Source organism: Ramlibacter pinisoli (assembly GCF_009758015.1).
GTDB classification, from domain to species: Bacteria; Pseudomonadota; Gammaproteobacteria; order Burkholderiales; family Burkholderiaceae_C; genus Ramlibacter; species Ramlibacter pinisoli.
The window spans coordinates 88,226-104,863 of the sequence record NZ_WSEL01000009.1 but is presented as its reverse complement, the minus strand read 5'-3'; the positions used below and the strand labels follow the sequence as shown (position 1 = coordinate 104,863).

The window sequence follows — 16,638 nt, the reverse complement described above, 5'->3', positions numbered from 1 at the left end:
AACAAGGGTCAGCCTTGTGGACTTGTGGCGTGTCGAAGCTCAGCTCGAGCGTGGTGCAGGACAGTCCAGGCCCCCGTCAGGGCGAGGCCGCCCATGACGGCGGCGACCAGCAGGTCTGGCCAGGCGCTGCCGGTGCCGAACACGCCCCACGCGGCGAGCAGGACAGCCACGTTTCCGAGCGCGTCGTTGCGCGAACAGATCCAGACGGACCGCATGTTCGCGTCACCAGTCCGGAACCGGTACAGCATGAGCGCCACGCCGGCGTTGACCGCCAGAGCGGCAAAGCCGACCATGCCCATGGTCGCCGGCTCCGGCGCAGTGCCAGCCTGCAGGCTCCAGAGCGTGCGAGCCAGGACGAAGATGCCGAACGCGCCCATGCAGGTGGCCTTGAACAGGGCTGCCTGAGACCGCACGGTGGATGCCATGCCCAGCACGAAGAGGGACAGGCCATAGTTGGCCGCGTCTCCGAAGAAATCTATGGAGTCGGCCATCAGCGAGACCGACCCGGAGCTCCAGGAAGCGCCGAGCTCCACGATGAACATCAGGGCGTTCAGACCCAGTGCGACCCACAGGGCCTTGCGATACCGCGGGTCGACCGTCGGTGCAGAACAGGAAGAGTTGGAGCAGCAGCTTGAGGACATCGGGAGCCAGGGGTTTGTCTTTGTGGGACGATTGGAAACCCTGTAGCAGGTAGAGGGTCAAGCGATGGGGATTCCATGAAGATCGGCGAACTTGCCGCCCAAGCTGGCTGCGATGTGCAGACGGTGCGGTTTTACGAGCGGGAGGGCATCCTCGAAGAGCCTGCGCGAACCTCGTCGGGCTACCGCATCTATGACAAGCGCCACCTCACTCGGCTGAGCTTCATTCGGCACCTGAGGTCGCTGGACATTCCGCTCCCGGAGGTGCGGGAGCTGCTGGCGTTTGCTGCGGCGCCTGACCAGTCCTGCAGCGCGGTCGACGGCCTCCTGGACGGGCACATCGCGCTGGTGAGGAACCGCATCCAGGCGTTGAGGGCGCTCGAGAAGCAGTTGGTGGCATTGCGCAAGACCTGCGACGGCGACTCCTCGCACCCGTGCGCCATCCTGGAATCGTTCATGTCGGCGGCCGAACAGCACGCGTGCGCTTGTCATGCGCCGGCGACGAAATTGCCGTAGCAGTCAAAGCTGTCAGGAGGGCAGTTTCCAAGCGCGAGCGGCTCCGGCAGCGGCCCGTTGGCCCTAGGGACGTGCGATCGTGATTTTACATAATGCACATCGTATCTACCTAGATGGATCAACTCATCGGGGAGCCTTTACCCGGCCGGCCCAGCCCAGTCTAGGTCCCGGCAGCCTGGATCCCGCTCACCAGGTCCCCTTCGGCTTCTGGCTGCGGATCTGGGCGGCGATCAGGTCGGCGGCATCCTGCCGGCCCACCCGCAGCGCGAAGTCGCTCGCCGTCATCCCGAGCTGATTCTTCATCGCGGTGTCGGCGCCGGCGTCCAGCAGCAGCTTCACGCCCGCGGTCGATCCGTACATCGCCGCCATCATCAGCGGCGTGGTCCCGTTCGGCGACTCCGCATCGATAAAGGCATGGTTCTCCAGCAGCAGGTCCATGATCTCCAGCTGGCCGCTGGTGGCCGCGTAATGCAGCGGCGCCCAGCCCGGCTTGTTGACGTCGGCGCCGCGCGCGATGAGCTGGCGCACCATCTCGGTCTGGCCCTTGAGGGCCGCCATCATCAACGGGCTCTCGTCCTGGGCGTTGCGTGCCTCCACGTTGGTCTGCGGCGACGCCAGGATGGCCTGGGCGGCTTTCAGGGACGGCTCCCGCAAGGCCAGGAACAGGCCGTGCAGGCCGTCCGGGCTGGGCGTGTTGGGGTCGAACCCGCGCTGCAGGAGCGCCTTGATGGTGGACGGATCGTCGCGCTTGATGGCCACGAAGAAATCGTCGTACGACCCGGCCAGCGCCGCAGAAACCTGCAGCACGACAGCCAGATACAGCGACAACTTCAAGTACTTCTTCATCTTGACGACCTTAAGCGACGCTTAGCCAAAAATCTCATCTGTGATAGGTAGATAGGGAAAACAGTTCATGAACTTTCTCAAGCCAGCACGCCCGGGAACAGGCGCTCGAAATTGAGGCTGGTCTGGGCCGCGACGGTCTCGACCGGCACGCCCCGCACCTCGGCGATCTGGCGGGCGACGTACGGCACGTACGCCGGGTTGTTGGTCTTGCCACGGAACGGCACCGGAGCCAGGTAGGGGCTGTCGGTCTCGATCAGCAGCCGGTCGTCGGGGACGAAGGCGGCCACCTCGCGCAGGTCGGCGGCGTTCTTGAAGGTCACGATGCCGGAGAACGAGACATGGAAGCCTAGATCCAGCGCCGCACGCGCCACCGCCGCCGTCTCGGTGAAGCAGTGGAACACGCCGCCGGCACTGCCCGGCGAGCCGTCCTCGCCCTCCTCCTTCAGGATCGCCAGCGTGTCGGCGGAAGCGGCCCGGGTGTGGATGATCAGCGGCTTGCCGCACTGGCGGGCGGCGCGGATGTGGCGCCGGAAGCGCTCGCGCTGCCATTCCAGGTCGTCCACCGTGCGGCCGCCCTTGCGCTCGTCCATCTGGTAGTAGTCGAGCCCGGTTTCGCCGATGGCGACCACGCGCGGCAGGGCGGCGCGCTGCAGCAGGTCGTCGATCGTGGGGTCGGTGACGCCTTCGTTGTCCGGGTGAACGCCGACCGTGGCCCAGAAGTTGTCGTACTGCAGGGCGAGGGCGTGGACGGTGGCGAATTCCTCCAGCGTGGTGCAGATGCACAGGGCCCGGTCGACCTGGGCCTGCGCCATGGCGGCGCGGATCTCGGTCAACTGGCTGGACAGCTCCGGAAAGCTCAGGTGGCAATGCGAATCGACGAACATCCGCCGATGATGCCAGCGCCCGCGCGGGGCCGGCTCAGATGGTCTGGGTCGGGCGCTCGGATGCCAGGTGGCCGCCGAGGATTTCCTCGATGCGCACCTTCAGCAGCTTGGACTTCTCGTCGGCCGGGAAGCGGACGCCGACGCCCTGGGTGCGGTTGGCCGCGGCCCGCGGCGGCGTCACCCAGGCCACCTTGCCCGCCACCGGGTAGCGCTGCGGGTCTTCCGGCAGCGTGAGCAGCACGTAGACGTCGTCGCCGATCTTGTAGTCGCGGGTGGTGGGAATGAACACGCCGCCGTCGGCGAACAGCGGGATGTACGCCGCGTACAGCGCCGCCTTCTCCTTGATGGCGAGCTGGATGACGCTGGGGCGGGGGGTGGAGGGCGTGCTCATGGGGTGTTCAGCGCGCCGAGTGTAGGGCCGAGCGCGCCCGGCTCACAAGCGCCTCGAGCATGAGGCCGGCGTTGAACGGGTGCTCGGCCGTGCGTTGTTCACGCCCGAGTTCCCGCCACCACGAACCCAGCGCCTCCCAGTTCGCCGGTGCTGGCAGGTCGCCGGCATCGAAGAACCGGGGCTCCGCGCCCGCCCGCAGCGCCACCAGGTCGTGGCAGATCTTCTGCAGGATGTCGATGGCCTGGGCCGGCGAGACGTCGCCAAGCGCCGCTACCTCGCCCCGCGCCACCGCCTTGGGCAGCCGCGACCACTGCTTGGCGTCCCGCCCGCCTCGCGCCAGGGCCAGCGCTTCTTGCGGTCGGCCGCCGGCCGCACGCAGCAGCACGGGCGCATCGGCCGGAGCCACGCCCTCCCCTGCCAGCCAGGCCAGCGCATCCTGCGGCTCGGGCCAGCGCATGGTGTGGCCGAGGCAGCGGCTGCGGATGGTGGGCAGCAGCTGGTGCGCCGCCTCGCTGGCCAGCACGAAGCGCACGTCGCCGGGCGGTTCCTCCAGCGTCTTGAGCAGGGCATTTGCCGTGATGGTGTTCATGCGCTCGGCCGGGTAGACGAGCACCGCCTTGCCGAGTCCGCGCGCGCTGGTGCGCTGGGCAAACTCCACCGCATCACGCATGGACTCGACCCGGATCTCGCGCGAGGGCTTGCGCTTCTTGTCGTCGATCTCGGCCTGCGCCTTCTCCGACAGCGGCCAGCCCAGCGCCTGCATGGCGGTCTCGGGCATCAGCACGCACAGGTCGGCATGGGTGCGCACGTCGATCGCATGGCAGCTGCCGCACTGGCCGCAGGCGCCATCGGCGCTCGGGTGTTCGCACAGCCAAGCCCGCGCCAGCGCCAGCGACAGGTCGTACTGTCCCAGCCCGGACGGCCCGTGCAGCAGCCAGGCGTGGCCGCGCTGCGCCAGCAGCTGCCTTGCCTGGCCGGCGATCCAGGGGGCGGTCACGGCAGCCACCCCCGCTGCCGCACAGCAGCCAGTGCCTGGGCCCAGACCGCTTCGCGCGGCTGGTCGGCCTGCAGGCGGGCGAACCGTGCCGGCTCGGCCTCGGCGCGCTCGGCATAGCCCTGGGCCACGCGCTGGAAGAACGCCAGCGGCTGCGACTCGAACCGGTCGGGCGCCCGCGCTCCCGCCAGCCGCTGCGCCGCCACCTCGGGCGGCACCTCGAACCAGAGCGTGAGATGCGGCTGGCGCAGCGTGCCGCCCGGCAGCGCGTCGACCGCCTGCACCCAGCGTTCCAGCTGCGCCAGCACCTGGCGGTCGAAGCCGCGCCCGGCGCCCTGGTAGGCGAAGGTGGCATCGGTGAAACGGTCGCACAGCACCACGTCGCCGCGGGCCAGCGCCGGCTCGATCACCTGGCCCAGGTGGTCGCGGCGGGCGGCGAACATCAGCAGTGCCTCCGTCAGCGGGTCCATCGGAGCGGTCAGGGCCAGTTGCCGCAGCTGCTCGGCCAGCGGCGTGCCGCCCGGCTCGCGCGTCAGCACCACGGCGCGACCGGCGTCGCGGAACGCCTGCGCCAGCGCCTCGACATGGGTCGACTTGCCGGCTCCGTCGATGCCTTCGAAGGAGATGAACAGCCCGTGGCTCATTGGCCCCTCTGGTACTTGTTGACGGCCCGGTTGTGCTCGTCCAGGGTCTCGCTGAAGTGGCTGCTGCCGTCGCCGCGGGCGACGAAGTACAGGGCCTTGCCGGGCGCCGGCTGCACGGCCGCCAGCAGCGCGGCCTTGCCCGGCATGGCGATGGGGGTCGGCGGCAGGCCGGGCCGGGTGTAGGTGTTCCAGGGCGTGTCGGTCTGCAGGTCGGACTTGCGCAGGTTGCCGTTGAACGCGGTGCCCATGCCGTAGATGACGGTCGGATCGGTCTGCAGCGGCATGCCCACCCGCAGCCGGTTGTTGAACACGGCGGAGATCAGCGGCCGGTCGGCGCCGCGGCCGGTCTCCTTCTCGACGATGCTGGCCAGGATGAGCGCCTCGTCGGCCGACTTCACCGCCACCTGCGGCGTGCGCTGCGCCCAGGCGGCGGCCAGCCGCTTGTCCATCGCGGTGAGTGCGCGCCGCAGCACTTTCACGTCGCTGCTGCCCTTGGCGTAGGTGTAGGTATCGGGAAAGAAGTGCCCTTCCGGGTGCACGCCCGGCCGGCCCAGCAAGGCCATGACGGCGGCGTCGTCGAGCCCGCGCGTGTCCGCCTTCAGCGAGTCCTCCTTGGCCAGCGCCGCGCGCAACTGGCGGAAGGTCCAGCCCTCCACCAGTGTCACGGCGCGCAGGCTCTCCTCGCCGCGCGCCAGCTTGGAAAGAAGCCGCCGCGGCGTGATGCCGGCTTCCAGTTCGTAGCTGCCGGCCTTGATGGCGCGGGCCTGCCCGGACAGGCGGAACCACCAATACAAAAGATCGGGCGAGGCATCGACGCCGGCATCGACCACCGCCTGCGCCACCCCGCGCGGCAGGGTGCCCGGTTCGATGGACACGTCGAGGCTGGGCGCCGCCAGCCGCAGCGGCTGGTGCACCCACCAGAGCCCGAAGCCGCCCACGGCCAGCGACGCGAGCACGGCCAGGAGGACCACCTTCGAAAGAAATCGCCGCAACCCTGCCGACCCCAGTGAAAAACAACGGCCATGATAATCGGCGGATGCCTGCTTCCTTCGATGGCGTTGCCACCCTCTCACACCTGGGGGTGCTGCGCGCCCGCGGCGAGGACGCCGCCCGCTTCCTTCACAACCAGCTGACCCAGGATTTCGTCCTGCTGCGCCCCGGCGAGGCGCGCCTGGCCGCCTTCTGCAATGCCAAGGGCCGCATGCTGGCCAGCTTCGTCGGCTTCGAGGCCGGCCCGCACGAGATCCTGCTGGTGGTCTCGCGCGACATCCTGGCGCCGAGCCTGAAGCGGCTGTCGATGTTCGTGCTGCGCAGCAAGGTGCAACTGTCCGATGCGACCGCCGAGTTCGTCGTGCAGGGCCTGGCCGGTCCGGCCGCCGAGGCCGCGATGCCCGGCGCCGCGCCGTGGGCCAAGCGGTCCGACGGCGACGTGCACTGCGTGCGGCTGTACCCGGCCGACGGCCAGCCGCGCGCGCTGCGCGTGGCGGCGCCGGCCGCGGCCCTGCCCGAGTCGCTGGCCCTGCCGGCGTGGCAATGGGGCGAGGTGCGCAGCGGCATCGCCACGCTGTCCGCGCCGGTGGTCGAGGCCTTCGTGCCGCAGATGCTCAATTACGAGTCGGTCGGCGGCGTGAACTTCAAGAAGGGCTGCTATCCCGGCCAGGAGGTGGTGGCGCGCAGCCAGTTTCGCGGCACGCTCAAGCGCCGCGCCTTCGTGGCGCATGGCGAGGCGCCGATGCAGGCCGGGCAAGAGGTCGTGCACGAAGCCGATCCCGACCAGCCCTGCGGCCTGGTCGCCGAGGCCGCGCCGGCACCGGGCGGCGGCTGGGACGCCATCGTCTCGATGCAGGTGGCGGCGGCCGAGGGCGGCCGGCTCACGCTGGGCAGCGCCGAGGGCCCCGCCCTCCAGCTGCAGCCCCTGCCCTACCCCCTGCTGGCCGACATCTGATCAGGGCCTGACGCGGTCGCGGTAGGCGGCCGGCACCTGTGCCAGCAGCAGTTCCCGTTGGCGAGGGGGCGTGATGGCCACGGCCTCGCGCCAGGCCAGCAGCGCTCGGCTCTCGTCGCGCAGCGACTCCAGGTAGAACGTGCCCAGCTGCACCAGGCCTTCGCTGCGCCGAACCGGGAAGTCCTGGATGCGCAGCCGCAGCGCCCGTTCGGCCAGGTCGAAATCGCCGGCGCGCCGGGCCAGTGCGAAGGTGTTGTCCAGCAGGTCGTAGTCGTAGCGGCCCGGCTGCATCGACTGGCGCGCCAGCTCCAGCGCGCGGTCCTGCTGGCCACCCATGGCCAGCAGGATCACCTCCAGCGAGCGCACCGACGGCGCACCCGGCGAGATCGCCTGGGCCCGGCCCAGGTAGTGCAGCGCCTGGGGCATCTGCTGCTGGGCGGCATGGCCGCGGGCGGCGTTGGTGAGCATGGCCACCACGTAGGGGCGCGAGCGCAGCACCGATTCCCAGATCCAGGTGGCGTTCTTCCAGTCGCCCCACACTGCCAGCTCGTCGGCAATGATGGGCGTGATCTTGCGGTAGTGCGGATTGATCGCGATGCCCTCCCGGGTCAGCTCCAGCAGCCGGGCCTTGGCCGGATTCCAGCGCGGGTCGTTCGGGGCCGGCGAGGCGGAGATCGCCAGCGCGATCTGGCCGGCCTCGACCAGCATGCGTTCGCAGCGCACCGCCTGCCAGGTGATGAAGGCGGCCAGCGCGCCGCAGGCGGCAGTGCCCGCCAGCGCCGGCAGCGACCACGCGCTGCGCCAGCGGAAGGCGCGCGGGCCGGCACGGGTGGCCTCGAGCCGGGTGTCGGATGCAGCCAGCAGCGCCAGCGTCAGCGCGAACAGCGCCCCGGTGGACGCCATGCGCCAGGCGAAACCCACGTTGCTGACGATCAGCAGCGCCAGCAGGCTGGCCAGGGCCACGGCGCGCCAGGCCGCTTCCTCGCTGCGCGGCAGCCGCCAGGTCCGCCAGGCCGCATGGAGCAGGAAGGCGAACAGGCCGGCCAGCGCCAGGACGCCCACCAGGCCGTCCTCGGCCACCATCTGCAGGTATTCGTTATGCGCGTAGTAGTCGGTTTCGAGCTGCGCGCCCGCCGGCTGGTGCAGGGGGATGTCGACCTCCCAGGCCCCGGCGCCCACGCCGTTGAGGGGGTTGGCGCCGATCATGCGCAGCGTGGCGGACCACATGGTCCGCCGCAGCGCCAGCGACTCGTCCTGGGGCGAGATGGAGGCCGTGCGCTTGAGGCCGCGCTCCAGCGCGGTCGTGCCGCGGCCTTCCGCCAACACCTTGGGGTTGCCCGATGGCAGCACGGCCAGCGTGCCCACCGTCAGCAGCAGCACGCCGATGGCCGCGGCCTGCTGTGACAGGCGCCATTGGCCGGCCGGCAGGGCCCGCCGGTAGCGCCAGGCCAGCCAGGGCAGCAGCACCACCTGCAGCCACACCGCCATCAGCGCGGCGCGGGTGCCGGTCATCATGATGGCCACGACAACCAGCCCGGTCGATGCGGCCAGCGCCGCCAGCAGGGCGGATGCCCGCGCCCGCACCAGCAGCAGCATGGAGAACGGCAGCGTGCAGGCCGCGAACTCGGCGTAGAAGTTGCGGTTGACGAAGGTGGACGCCGGGTTCGGTCCCTGCGGGAACAGCCCGAAGTCGAACCAGAACTGCAGCACCGTCCACAGCGAGGCGACGACCGCCCCGCCGTGGATGCCCCAGGCCAGCCAGGGCAGCCGCGCGCGCGTCAGCGTGTTCAGTCCCAGCCACAGCAGCAGGCCGAACAGGAACCAGCGGATCGCCTCGACCGTGCCCAGGTAGGCGTGCGACCAGACGGTGCTGCCCAGCGCGTACGCGCACAGCGCAACCGGCAGCCACAGGACGGGATGCCACCAGATCTGTGCAGCCGGCTGGCTGCGCAGCTGGCGGAAGAACAGCGCCGCCGCGCCCAGCGCCGCGAATGCCACCACGGCCGATTTCAGCGTGTCCTGCAGCAGGCGCTCGGTGGTCGAGCCGATGGCCGGGGCCAGCAGGACGGCCGCGGCCAGCAGGAGCACGACACCGGTCGTGCCGGCGGCGGCGGCGTGCTTGGCGGCCGCGGGCGCGGGCGCGGCAGGGGTGGACGGCGCGACGGCGGCAACCGCCGTCCGGCGTTGGCGGGCCATCGGGCGTCAGTCCCGGGCCAGCGGCAGCGCGGCGGCCATCTCGATGTGCGGGATGCCGGCTTCCTCGAACGGCTCGCCCTGCGGCTTGAAGCCCAGCCGCCGGTAGAAGCCCTCGGCGGTGCGTTGCGCGTGCAGCACCAGCTGCCGGTCGCCGCGCGCCGCCGCGGCATCGGCCAGCGCGTGCAGCACGCGGCGGCCCAGGCCGGCGCCGCGCACGACCTCGTGCACCGCCATCCGGCCGATCTTGGCGACGCCGGGCGCGGCCTGCAGCAGCCGGCCGGTGGCCAGCGGCTGGCCGAGCCGGTTCGTGGCCACGGCGTGCAGCGCGGTGGCGTCGGCCTCGTCCCACTCGAGCTCGGCCGGGATGCGCTGCTCCTGGACGAATACGCGCGTGCGCAGCGCCGCGGCGTCGCGGCCGAGGTCGGCCCAGTTGCCGGTGCGGACGGTGGCCACGTCCCCGCCGGCCTCGTAGCCGGTGACGATCTCGCGCAGCACGGCGGGCACCGGACGCGAAGTCTGGCTGGCCGGATCGGCGAACACGTAGACCAGCTCGCAGGTGATGAGCAGCTGCTCGGCGCGGAAGATGGCGCCCTGGAACAGCATCGACGAGGTGCCGATGCGCGAGCACCGCAGGGCGACGTCGAGGCGGTCGTCCATGCGGGCCGAGGCGTGGAATTCCACCGTCGCCTTCTTGACGTACAGGTCGCCCTGCAGCTGGTGCATGGCCTCCTCGTACGGCAGCGCGAGCGCCCGCCAGTAGTCGGCCACCGCGGTGTCGAAGTACATCAGGTAGTGCGCGTTGAACACGATCTTCTGCATGTCCACCTCGGCCCAGCGCACGCGCAGCGGGTGGAAGAACCGGAAATCGTCTCGCGTCATGGTGATCGGAAGGCTTCGGCGAGCGCCTGCCCGGCGGCGGCATGGGCCTGCCGCGACTCGGGCAGCACCCGCCCCATCTTGATGAATTCGTGGGTGACGCCGCGCCACACTTCCAGCGCGACCGGCACCCCGGCCGCGCGCAGTGTATCGCCCCAGGCAATGCCTTCGTCGAACAGCGGATCGCATTCGGCCAGCCCGATCCAGGCCGGCGCCACGTTGTCCACGTCGGGCGCGTTCAGCGGCGAGAACCGCCAGTCGTCGCGCTCGCCCAGGTCGATGTAGTGGCCGAAGAAGTACTCGATGTGCGCCTGCTCCAGCACCAGGCCGTGGTGGTAGCGTCGGTGCGATGCGCTGTCCTGCCGCGCCGCCGTCCCCGGATAGAACAGCAGCTGCAGCGCGAGCGGGATGCCCTCGTCGCGCGCGTGGAGCGCCGCCACGGTGGCCAGCGTGCCGCCGGCGCTGTCGCCGCCGACCGCCAGCGGCGCCGTCTCGCCCAGGCCCAGCGCGCCGCGCGCGCCGGCCAGCCAGTGCAGCGCGTCCCAGCTGTCGTCCACCGCCACCGGGAACCGGTGCTCGGGGGCCAGCCGGTAGCCGACCGACACGACGGCGCACTGCCCCAGCGCCGCCAGTTCGCGGCACAGGATGTCGTGCGTCGCGACGCTGCCGATCGTGAAGCCACCGCCATGGAAGTACAGCAGCACGCCGTGCGACCCCTCAGGCTGGTACAGCCGGGCCGGCAGTGGCGTGCCGTCGCGCGCCGGCACCTGCAGGTCCTCGACCCGCGCCAGCGCACGGCGCGGCACCTCCAGCACCTCGGCCGAGGCCTCGTAGGCCGCCCTCGCCGCCTGCGGCTCCATCAGGTGCATCGGCTGCCCGCGGGCGCGGGACATGCGCTCGAGCACGGAACGCATCCGGGGCGTGAGTTCCGGATATTCCGGCAGGTAGCTCATCGCGGCCCGGGCCCCCCGGCCGGCGCTGCCGGTGCGATCCCCCACGCGGCAGGGGGATGAGGAAACCACGGTGTCATGCTCTGGCGTCTCGGGGCTACAGTGGGAGCGGCATCTTAGCGAGCTCCACCGATGGCATTCATCTACTACGTCACCCAGATCCAGTTCGAATTCGGCGCCGTGCGCCTGCTCAAGGCCGAATGCGAACGGGTCGGCATCACGCGCCCCCTCATCGTCACCGACCCCGGCGTCAAGGCGGCTGGCGTGCTGCAGAAGGCCATCGATGCGCTCGGCGGACTGCCGCACGCGGTCTTCGACCAGACCCCGTCCAACCCGACCGAGGCAGCGGTGCGCGCCGCCGTGGCCCTGTACAAGGAGCAGCGCTGCGACGGCCTCATCGCCGTGGGCGGCGGCTCGGCCATCGACTGCGCCAAGGGCGTGGCCATCGCCGCCACCCACGAAGGCCCCCTCACCCACTACGCCACCATCGAGGGCGGCTCGGCCCGCATCACCGACAAGGCCGCGCCGCTGATCGCCGTGCCCACCACCAGCGGCACCGGCAGCGAGGTGGCGCGCGGGGCGATCATCATCGTCGACGACCACCGCAAGCTCGGCTTCCATTCCTGGCACCTGGTGCCGCGCACCGCCATCTGCGACCCCGAGCTCACGCTGGGCCTGCCTCCCCGGCTGACGGCCGCCACCGGCATGGACGCCATCGCGCACTGCATGGAGACCTTCATGGCCCCGGCCTTCAATCCGCCGGCCGACGGCATCGGGCTCGACGGCCTGGAGCGCGGCTGGGCCCACATCGAGCGCGCCACGCGCGACGGCTCCGACCGCGATGCCCGGGCCGCGCTGATGAGCGCCTCCATGCAGGGCGCCATGGCCTTCCAGAAGGGCCTGGGCTGCGTGCATTCGCTCAGCCACAGCCTGGGCGGCGTCAATCCGCAGCTGCACCACGGCACCCTGAACGCCATGTTCCTGCCGGCCGTCGTCCGCTTCAACGCCGAGGCGGAGTCGGTGCGCAAGGAGAACCGGCTGCAGCGCATGGCGCACGCCATGGGCCTGGCCTCCGCCGGCGACATTCCGGACGCCATCAAGGACATGAATGCCCGGCTGGGCTTGCCCAGCGGGCTGGCTGCCATGGGCGTGCAGCGCGACTGGTACGACCGCATCATCGAGGGCGCGCTGGCCGACCATTGCCACAAGACCAACCCGCGGCTGGCCAGCGCCGAGGACTACGAAGCCATGCTCACGGCGTCGCTGTGACGCGGCCGGCGGCCCGCCGCCGGCTCCAGTCGCGCAGCGGCCGCTCGTACCAGCGTTCGCTCGCCAGCGCCAGTGCAAAGGCGGCCAGCAGCAGCGCGGCCGCGAACAGGCAGCGCGCGGCCAGCGGCCAGCCCGCCGGATCGGCCACTCCCAGGCGCGGAAAGACCGCGAACGACAGGCCGAAGAACAGCACGGGGTGCAGCAGGTAGACGCCGTAGGTGGCGTCGCCGACCCAGGCCGCCAGCCGGGCCGACGCCCCCTGCCAGCGCAGCCGGCCGGCCACGGCCACCAGGGCGAAGCACAGCGTAGTGAGCAGCAGCCCGCGCCAGCCGAGCAGCTCGCCGCCCTGCCGCGCCGGATTCACCAGGGCCATCACGGCGAACCCGGCGACGAACACCAGCAGGCCGGTGCGCGCCGGCCTGTCCGCGCGGGCCTGCCGGCGTGCCACGCCCAGCAGGCAACCGCCCATGAAGTAGGCCGCGAAGGCCGGCGCCTGGTGGTAGCGCATCGCGTTGGCTTCGTAGCCGCTGGCCGATCCCACCGTGGACAGGATCCAGGCCGCCTGCAGCAGCACCAGGGCGGCGAACAGCGCCCCACCCACCCGGGGCCGCAACGCCGCAGCCAGCAGCAGCGGAAACAGCAGGTAGAAGATCGCCTCGATGCCCAGCGACCAGCCGCCCACCAGCAGCGCCCGCAAGGCCGGGTCGGTGAACCCGAACAGGAAGCTGGCGTTGAGCAGCACCTGGCCGGCGAGGTCGGCGCCCCAGCCCGTGCGCTGTGCCTTCCACGGCACGACCAGCAGCATCAGCAGCAGGTACAGCGGCGCAAGCCGCATCCAGCGCACGCCCAGGAAGCCGGCCAGGCCGAAGGTCCCGGCCTGCAGGCGTGGCGCATAGGTGTAGGCCAGGCTCGCGCCCGACAGCACGAAGAACAGGTAGACGCCGTAGCTGCCCCAGGCGTGCAGCGTCGCCACCTCCTGCCACGACAGCAGGTGGTAGCTCGCCACGGCCACGGCGCACAGCCCGCGCAGCAGGTCCCAGCCCAGGACGCGCTCGCCGCCGCTCACAGCGGTTCGACCCGCGCCGGGTCGGGCGCCGCGAGCCAGGCCTGGAACTCGTCGGCCAGCTGCCGGCTGGCCGAGGCGGCTGCCTGCCAGGCCCGCATGCGGCCTGCCAGGTCGGTCCCGTAGCGGGTGAAGTCGGTGCGGTCCGGCAGCTTGCCTCCGGGCAGCGTGCGCACCCAGTCCGGATCCGGCGCCAGCACGATGGTGGTGTCCAGGAACGGGGTGGCGCCATGGCGCCAGCGCCAGGCCTTGTCCAGCCAGCCGGGCACCACCGCCTTCTGGAAGTGCGGATAGAGCACCAGGCCCTGCGGATGGGCCGCCGCGTAGTTCAGGTGCAGGTGGTAGTCGGTGATGCCGCCGTCCCAGTAGGCACCCGTGGGCGCGCCCGGGATGTCGTGGATGGCCTGCAGGACGAACGGGATGGAGCAGCTGGCCTGCAGCGCCGGCTGGAAGTTGGCCGCCGTCAGGTGCACCTGGCGGGTGCGGAAGTCGGCGTCGTCGAACGGCAGCGTCAGCGCGTCGGCATCGGGCCCGGTCGAGAACACCACCCGCTCCAGCCACAGTCCGAGCGCCCGCCGGTGCGCCCCGTTGCACAGGTAGGCGCCGAGGTAGCCGAGCGGGGTCCGCACGCGGTGCTCGCGCGCCAGCAGGTGCCGCCCGCGCGAGGTGACGACGTGCAGCCGCCAGCGCGGGTGCGCGAGCACCTGCCCCACGCGGCCGCCGTAGAAGTCGGCCAGGTTGTGCGCGAACCGCTCGCTGACGTGCCGGGCGGTCGGGGTCTTGCGCCCCGGCTCCAGCTCGTAGTCCTGCGCGATGTAGTCGCGCTCCAGCCGCTCGAAGGCGGCGACGCAGTCGTCCAGGCAGGCCGTTGCCATGCGCCAGGCGCCGATCGAGGCGCCGACCAGGTGCACCGGCTGGTTCGATTGCGGCAGCCAGTGGCCGAACAGGAAGCGGTCGAGCGGCCCCAGGACCAGGCCCTTGGGCCCGCCGGCGGCGCCGGGGACGACGCTGATGTCCCCCGGCTGCAGGCCGTTGCGCTCGATGTGCCGCCGCGCCCGGGGACCGGCATGGATCCTGAGGGCGCGCGCGGCCATGGCGCTACCGGCGCTGGAGCTTGGCGAAGGCGCCGGCCATCGCGGTGTTCAGCTGCGGGTTGGACGGCGCGCGCTGGCCGCGGTTGGCGCCTTCGAACCGGTTGTCGCGCGGGCCGTCGCGGCGCGGCGCGCCCTTGGCGTCCAGCTTCATGGTCAGGCTGATGCGCTTGCGGGCGGCATCGACCTCCAGCACCTTGACCTTCACGATGTCGCCGGTCTTGACCACCTCGCGCGCGTCGGACACGAAGCGGTTGGCCAGCTGGCTCACGTGCACCAGGCCGTCCTGGTGGACCCCCAGGTCGACGAAGGCGCCGAACTGGGCCACGTTGCTCACCGTGCCTTCCAGGACCATGCCTTCCTTCAGGTCGGCGATGTCTTCCACGCCCTCGTTGAAGCGGGCGACCTTGAAGTCGGGGCGCGGATCGCGGCCGGGCTTCTCCAGCTCGCCCAGGATGTCCCTGACGGTGATGACGCCGAACCTCTCGTTGGCGAACAGTTCCGGCCGCAGCGTCTTGAGCATCTCGGCCCGGCCCATGAGGTCGTGCACCGGCTTGCCGGTGACCTGCATCATCGTCTCGACCACGGGGTAGGTCTCGGGGTGGACGCCGGTCATGTCCAGCGGGTTCTCGCCGCCGCGGATGCGCAGGAAGCCCGCGCTCTGTTCGAAGGTCTTGGGGCCCAGGCCCGCGACGTCCAGCAGCTGCTGGCGCGAGCGGAACGCGCCGTGCGACTCGCGCCAGCGCACCACCGCCTTGGCCACGGCCGCCGACAGGCCCGAGACGCGGGTGAGCAGCGGCACGCTGGCCGTGTTCAGGTCGACGCCGACCGAGTTCACGCAGTCCTCGACCACGGCGTCCAGGGTGCGCGCCAGCTCGCTCTGGTTGACGTCGTGCTGGTACTGGCCGACGCCGATCGACTTGGGATCGATCTTGACCAGTTCCGCCAGCGGATCCTGCAGCCGGCGCGCGATGCTCGCCGCGCCGCGCAGGCTGACGTCCACGTCCGGCATCTCCTGCGAGGCGAACTCGCTGGCCGAATAGACCGAGGCGCCGGCCTCGCTGACCACCACCCGTTGCAGGTCGTCGACCCGCTTGCCCAGGTCGGCGGCCAGCTTGTCGGTCTCGCGGCTGGCGGTGCCGTTGCCGATGGCCACCAGGTTGACGCCGTGCTTGCGGCACAGGCGCTCCAGCGTGTGCAGCGAGCCGTCCCAGTCGCGGCGCGGCTCGTGCGGGTAGACGGTGGAGGTCTCCACCAGCTTGCCGGTGGCATCGACCACCGCCACCTTGACGCCGGTGCGGATGCCCGGATCCAGGCCCATCACCACCCGCGGGCCGGCCGGCGCCGCCAGCAGCAGGTCGCGCAGGTTGTCGGCGAAGACCTTGATGGCCACCTTCTCGGCGTCCTCGCGCAGGCGGGCGAACAGGTCGCGCTCGATCGACAGCGACAGCTTCACGCGCCAGGTCCAGGCGACGCACTTGCGCAGCAGGTCGTCGGCCGGGCGGCCCTGGTGGCTCCAGCCGAGCTGCAGCGCGACCTTGCCCTCGGCGATGGATGGCTTGCCCGGCTCGGGCTCCACCGGCAGCGAGAGCTTGGCGTCGAGGATCTCGAGCTGGCGGCCCCGGAACACGGCCAGGGCGCGGTGCGACGGCACGCGGCCGATCGGCTCGTCGTAGTCGAAGTAGTCGCGGAACTTGGCGACGTCGGGGTTGTTCTCGTCCTTGCCGGGCGCCAGCTTGCTGCGCAGCAGGCCGTCCTGCCACAGCCACTCGCGCAGCGACTGCACCAGCACCGGCTCTTCGGCCCAGCGTTCGGACAGGATGTCGCGCACGCCGTCGAGCACGGCGGGCACGGTGGTGAAATCCTCGCCGCCCTCGCCCTTCTCGGCCTTCACGTAGCCCTGCGCCTGGGTGGCGGGGTCCAGGCGCGGATCGGCGAACAGGCTGTCGGCCAGCGGCTCCAGGCCGGCCTCGCGGGCGATCTGGCCCTTGGTGCGGCGGCGCGGCTTGAACGGCAGGTACAGGTCTTCCAGCTCCTGCTTGGTCGGCGCGGCCTCGAACGCGGCGCGCAGTTGGGGCGTCAGCTTGCCCTGCTCGTCGACGCTCTTGATGACGGCGGCGCGCCGGTCTTCCAGCTCGCGCAGGTAGCCCAGCCGCTCCTGCAGTTCGCGCAGCTGCACGTCGTCGAGGCCACCCGTGGCCTCCTTGCGGTAGCGCGCGACGAACGGCACGGTGGCGCCGCCGTCGAGCAGGTCGACCGCGGCCTGCACCTGCTGCTCGGCCACGCGGAGTTCGGCAGCGATCTGCCGGGTGATCTTGGTCATTCGGACTGCTGG

General features: G+C 71.4%; 16 protein-coding genes. 3 read left to right on the top strand and 13 right to left on the bottom strand.

The features are described 5' to 3' along the window. Nucleotides 1–8 precede the first annotated feature (8 nt). Nucleotides 9–641: a cation efflux transmembrane domain-containing protein gene (locus GON04_RS14980; RefSeq protein ID WP_157398879.1), complete on the bottom strand. Its 633-nt coding sequence runs from the start codon at nucleotides 639–641 to the stop codon at nucleotides 9–11. A gap of 75 nt (nucleotides 642–716) precedes the next feature. Here GON04_RS14980 and GON04_RS14975 point away from each other — a divergent pair, with 75 nt between their 5' ends. Beyond that, on the top strand, nucleotides 717–1,154 hold the full coding sequence (locus GON04_RS14975; RefSeq protein ID WP_157398878.1) for a Cd(II)/Pb(II)-responsive transcriptional regulator: 438 nt from the start codon (nucleotides 717–719) through the stop codon (nucleotides 1,152–1,154). 186 nt (nucleotides 1,155–1,340) lie between these two features. Here GON04_RS14975 and GON04_RS14970 read toward each other — a convergent pair whose 3' ends face one another. The 6 genes from GON04_RS14970 to mltG all read right to left on the bottom strand — a co-directional run bounded on the left by GON04_RS14970 (nucleotide 1,341) and on the right by mltG (nucleotide 5,905). Beyond that, nucleotides 1,341–2,000, bottom strand: a complete 660-nt coding sequence (locus GON04_RS14970; RefSeq protein WP_157398877.1) for an ankyrin repeat domain-containing protein — start codon at nucleotides 1,998–2,000, stop codon at nucleotides 1,341–1,343. 77 nt (nucleotides 2,001–2,077) lie between these two features. Then, a complete protein-coding gene (locus tag GON04_RS14965) occupies nucleotides 2,078–2,884 on the bottom strand; it encodes a TatD family hydrolase (RefSeq protein WP_157398876.1) in 807 nt (268 codons plus the stop codon). Between the two features lie 34 nt (nucleotides 2,885–2,918). Beyond that, nucleotides 2,919–3,275 carry a PilZ domain-containing protein gene (locus GON04_RS14960; RefSeq protein ID WP_157398875.1) on the bottom strand — a complete coding sequence of 119 codons (357 nt, stop codon included), beginning with the start codon at nucleotides 3,273–3,275 and terminating at the stop codon, nucleotides 2,919–2,921. A 7-nt stretch (nucleotides 3,276–3,282) separates the two neighbouring features. Next, nucleotides 3,283–4,272, bottom strand: coding sequence for a DNA polymerase III subunit delta' (locus GON04_RS14955; RefSeq protein ID WP_181653592.1), 990 nt, complete (start codon nucleotides 4,270–4,272; stop codon nucleotides 3,283–3,285). Next, on the bottom strand, nucleotides 4,269–4,913 hold the full coding sequence (gene tmk / locus GON04_RS14950) for a dTMP kinase (RefSeq protein ID WP_157398874.1): 645 nt from the start codon (nucleotides 4,911–4,913) through the stop codon (nucleotides 4,269–4,271). The genes GON04_RS14955 and tmk overlap by 4 nt, the downstream gene beginning before the upstream one ends. Continuing rightward, a complete protein-coding gene (gene mltG / locus GON04_RS14945) occupies nucleotides 4,910–5,905 on the bottom strand; it encodes an endolytic transglycosylase MltG (RefSeq protein ID WP_157398873.1) in 996 nt (331 codons plus the stop codon). Before mltG ends, tmk begins: the two co-directional genes overlap by 4 nt. 44 nt (nucleotides 5,906–5,949) lie before the next feature. Between mltG and ygfZ the strand changes: the two genes are divergently transcribed. Then, a complete protein-coding gene (gene ygfZ, locus GON04_RS14940) occupies nucleotides 5,950–6,858 on the top strand; it encodes a CAF17-like 4Fe-4S cluster assembly/insertion protein YgfZ (RefSeq protein WP_157398872.1) in 909 nt (302 codons plus the stop codon). Here the strand turns inward: ygfZ and GON04_RS14935 are convergent, their stop codons facing one another. Genes GON04_RS14935 through GON04_RS14925 form a run of 3 tightly spaced genes read right to left on the bottom strand, consistent with a single transcriptional unit; the run spans nucleotide 6,859 to nucleotide 10,883 of the window. Continuing rightward, nucleotides 6,859–9,054: an O-antigen ligase family protein gene (locus GON04_RS14935; RefSeq protein WP_157398871.1), complete on the bottom strand. Its 2,196-nt coding sequence runs from the start codon at nucleotides 9,052–9,054 to the stop codon at nucleotides 6,859–6,861. Between the two features lie 6 nt (nucleotides 9,055–9,060). Then, nucleotides 9,061–9,933 carry a YbgC/FadM family acyl-CoA thioesterase gene (locus GON04_RS14930; RefSeq protein WP_157398870.1) on the bottom strand — a complete coding sequence of 291 codons (873 nt, stop codon included), beginning with the start codon at nucleotides 9,931–9,933 and terminating at the stop codon, nucleotides 9,061–9,063. Beyond that, complete coding sequence (locus tag GON04_RS14925) at nucleotides 9,930–10,883, bottom strand: alpha/beta hydrolase (RefSeq protein ID WP_420821530.1); 954 nt, start codon at nucleotides 10,881–10,883, stop codon at nucleotides 9,930–9,932. Before GON04_RS14925 ends, GON04_RS14930 begins: the two co-directional genes overlap by 4 nt. Nucleotides 10,884–11,012: 129 nt before the next feature. Here GON04_RS14925 and GON04_RS14920 point away from each other — a divergent pair, with 129 nt between their 5' ends. Next, nucleotides 11,013–12,149 carry an iron-containing alcohol dehydrogenase gene (locus GON04_RS14920; protein WP_157398869.1) on the top strand — a complete coding sequence of 379 codons (1,137 nt, stop codon included), beginning with the start codon at nucleotides 11,013–11,015 and terminating at the stop codon, nucleotides 12,147–12,149. Here GON04_RS14920 and GON04_RS14915 read toward each other — a convergent pair. Genes GON04_RS14915 through GON04_RS14905 form a run of 3 tightly spaced genes read right to left on the bottom strand, consistent with a single transcriptional unit; the run spans nucleotide 12,133 to nucleotide 16,626 of the window. Next, nucleotides 12,133–13,215: an acyltransferase family protein gene (locus GON04_RS14915; protein ID WP_157398868.1), complete on the bottom strand. Its 1,083-nt coding sequence runs from the start codon at nucleotides 13,213–13,215 to the stop codon at nucleotides 12,133–12,135. The two genes, GON04_RS14920 and GON04_RS14915, sit on opposite strands and share 17 nt — an antisense overlap. Then, on the bottom strand, nucleotides 13,212–14,306 hold the full coding sequence (locus GON04_RS14910; RefSeq protein ID WP_157398867.1) for a phospholipase: 1,095 nt from the start codon (nucleotides 14,304–14,306) through the stop codon (nucleotides 13,212–13,214). The genes GON04_RS14915 and GON04_RS14910 overlap by 4 nt, the downstream gene beginning before the upstream one ends. 4 nt (nucleotides 14,307–14,310) lie before the next feature. Continuing rightward, nucleotides 14,311–16,626 (bottom strand): Tex family protein, encoded by a 2,316-nt coding sequence (locus GON04_RS14905; protein ID WP_157398866.1) that lies wholly within the window; start codon nucleotides 16,624–16,626, stop codon nucleotides 14,311–14,313. Nucleotides 16,627–16,638 lie beyond the last annotated feature (12 nt).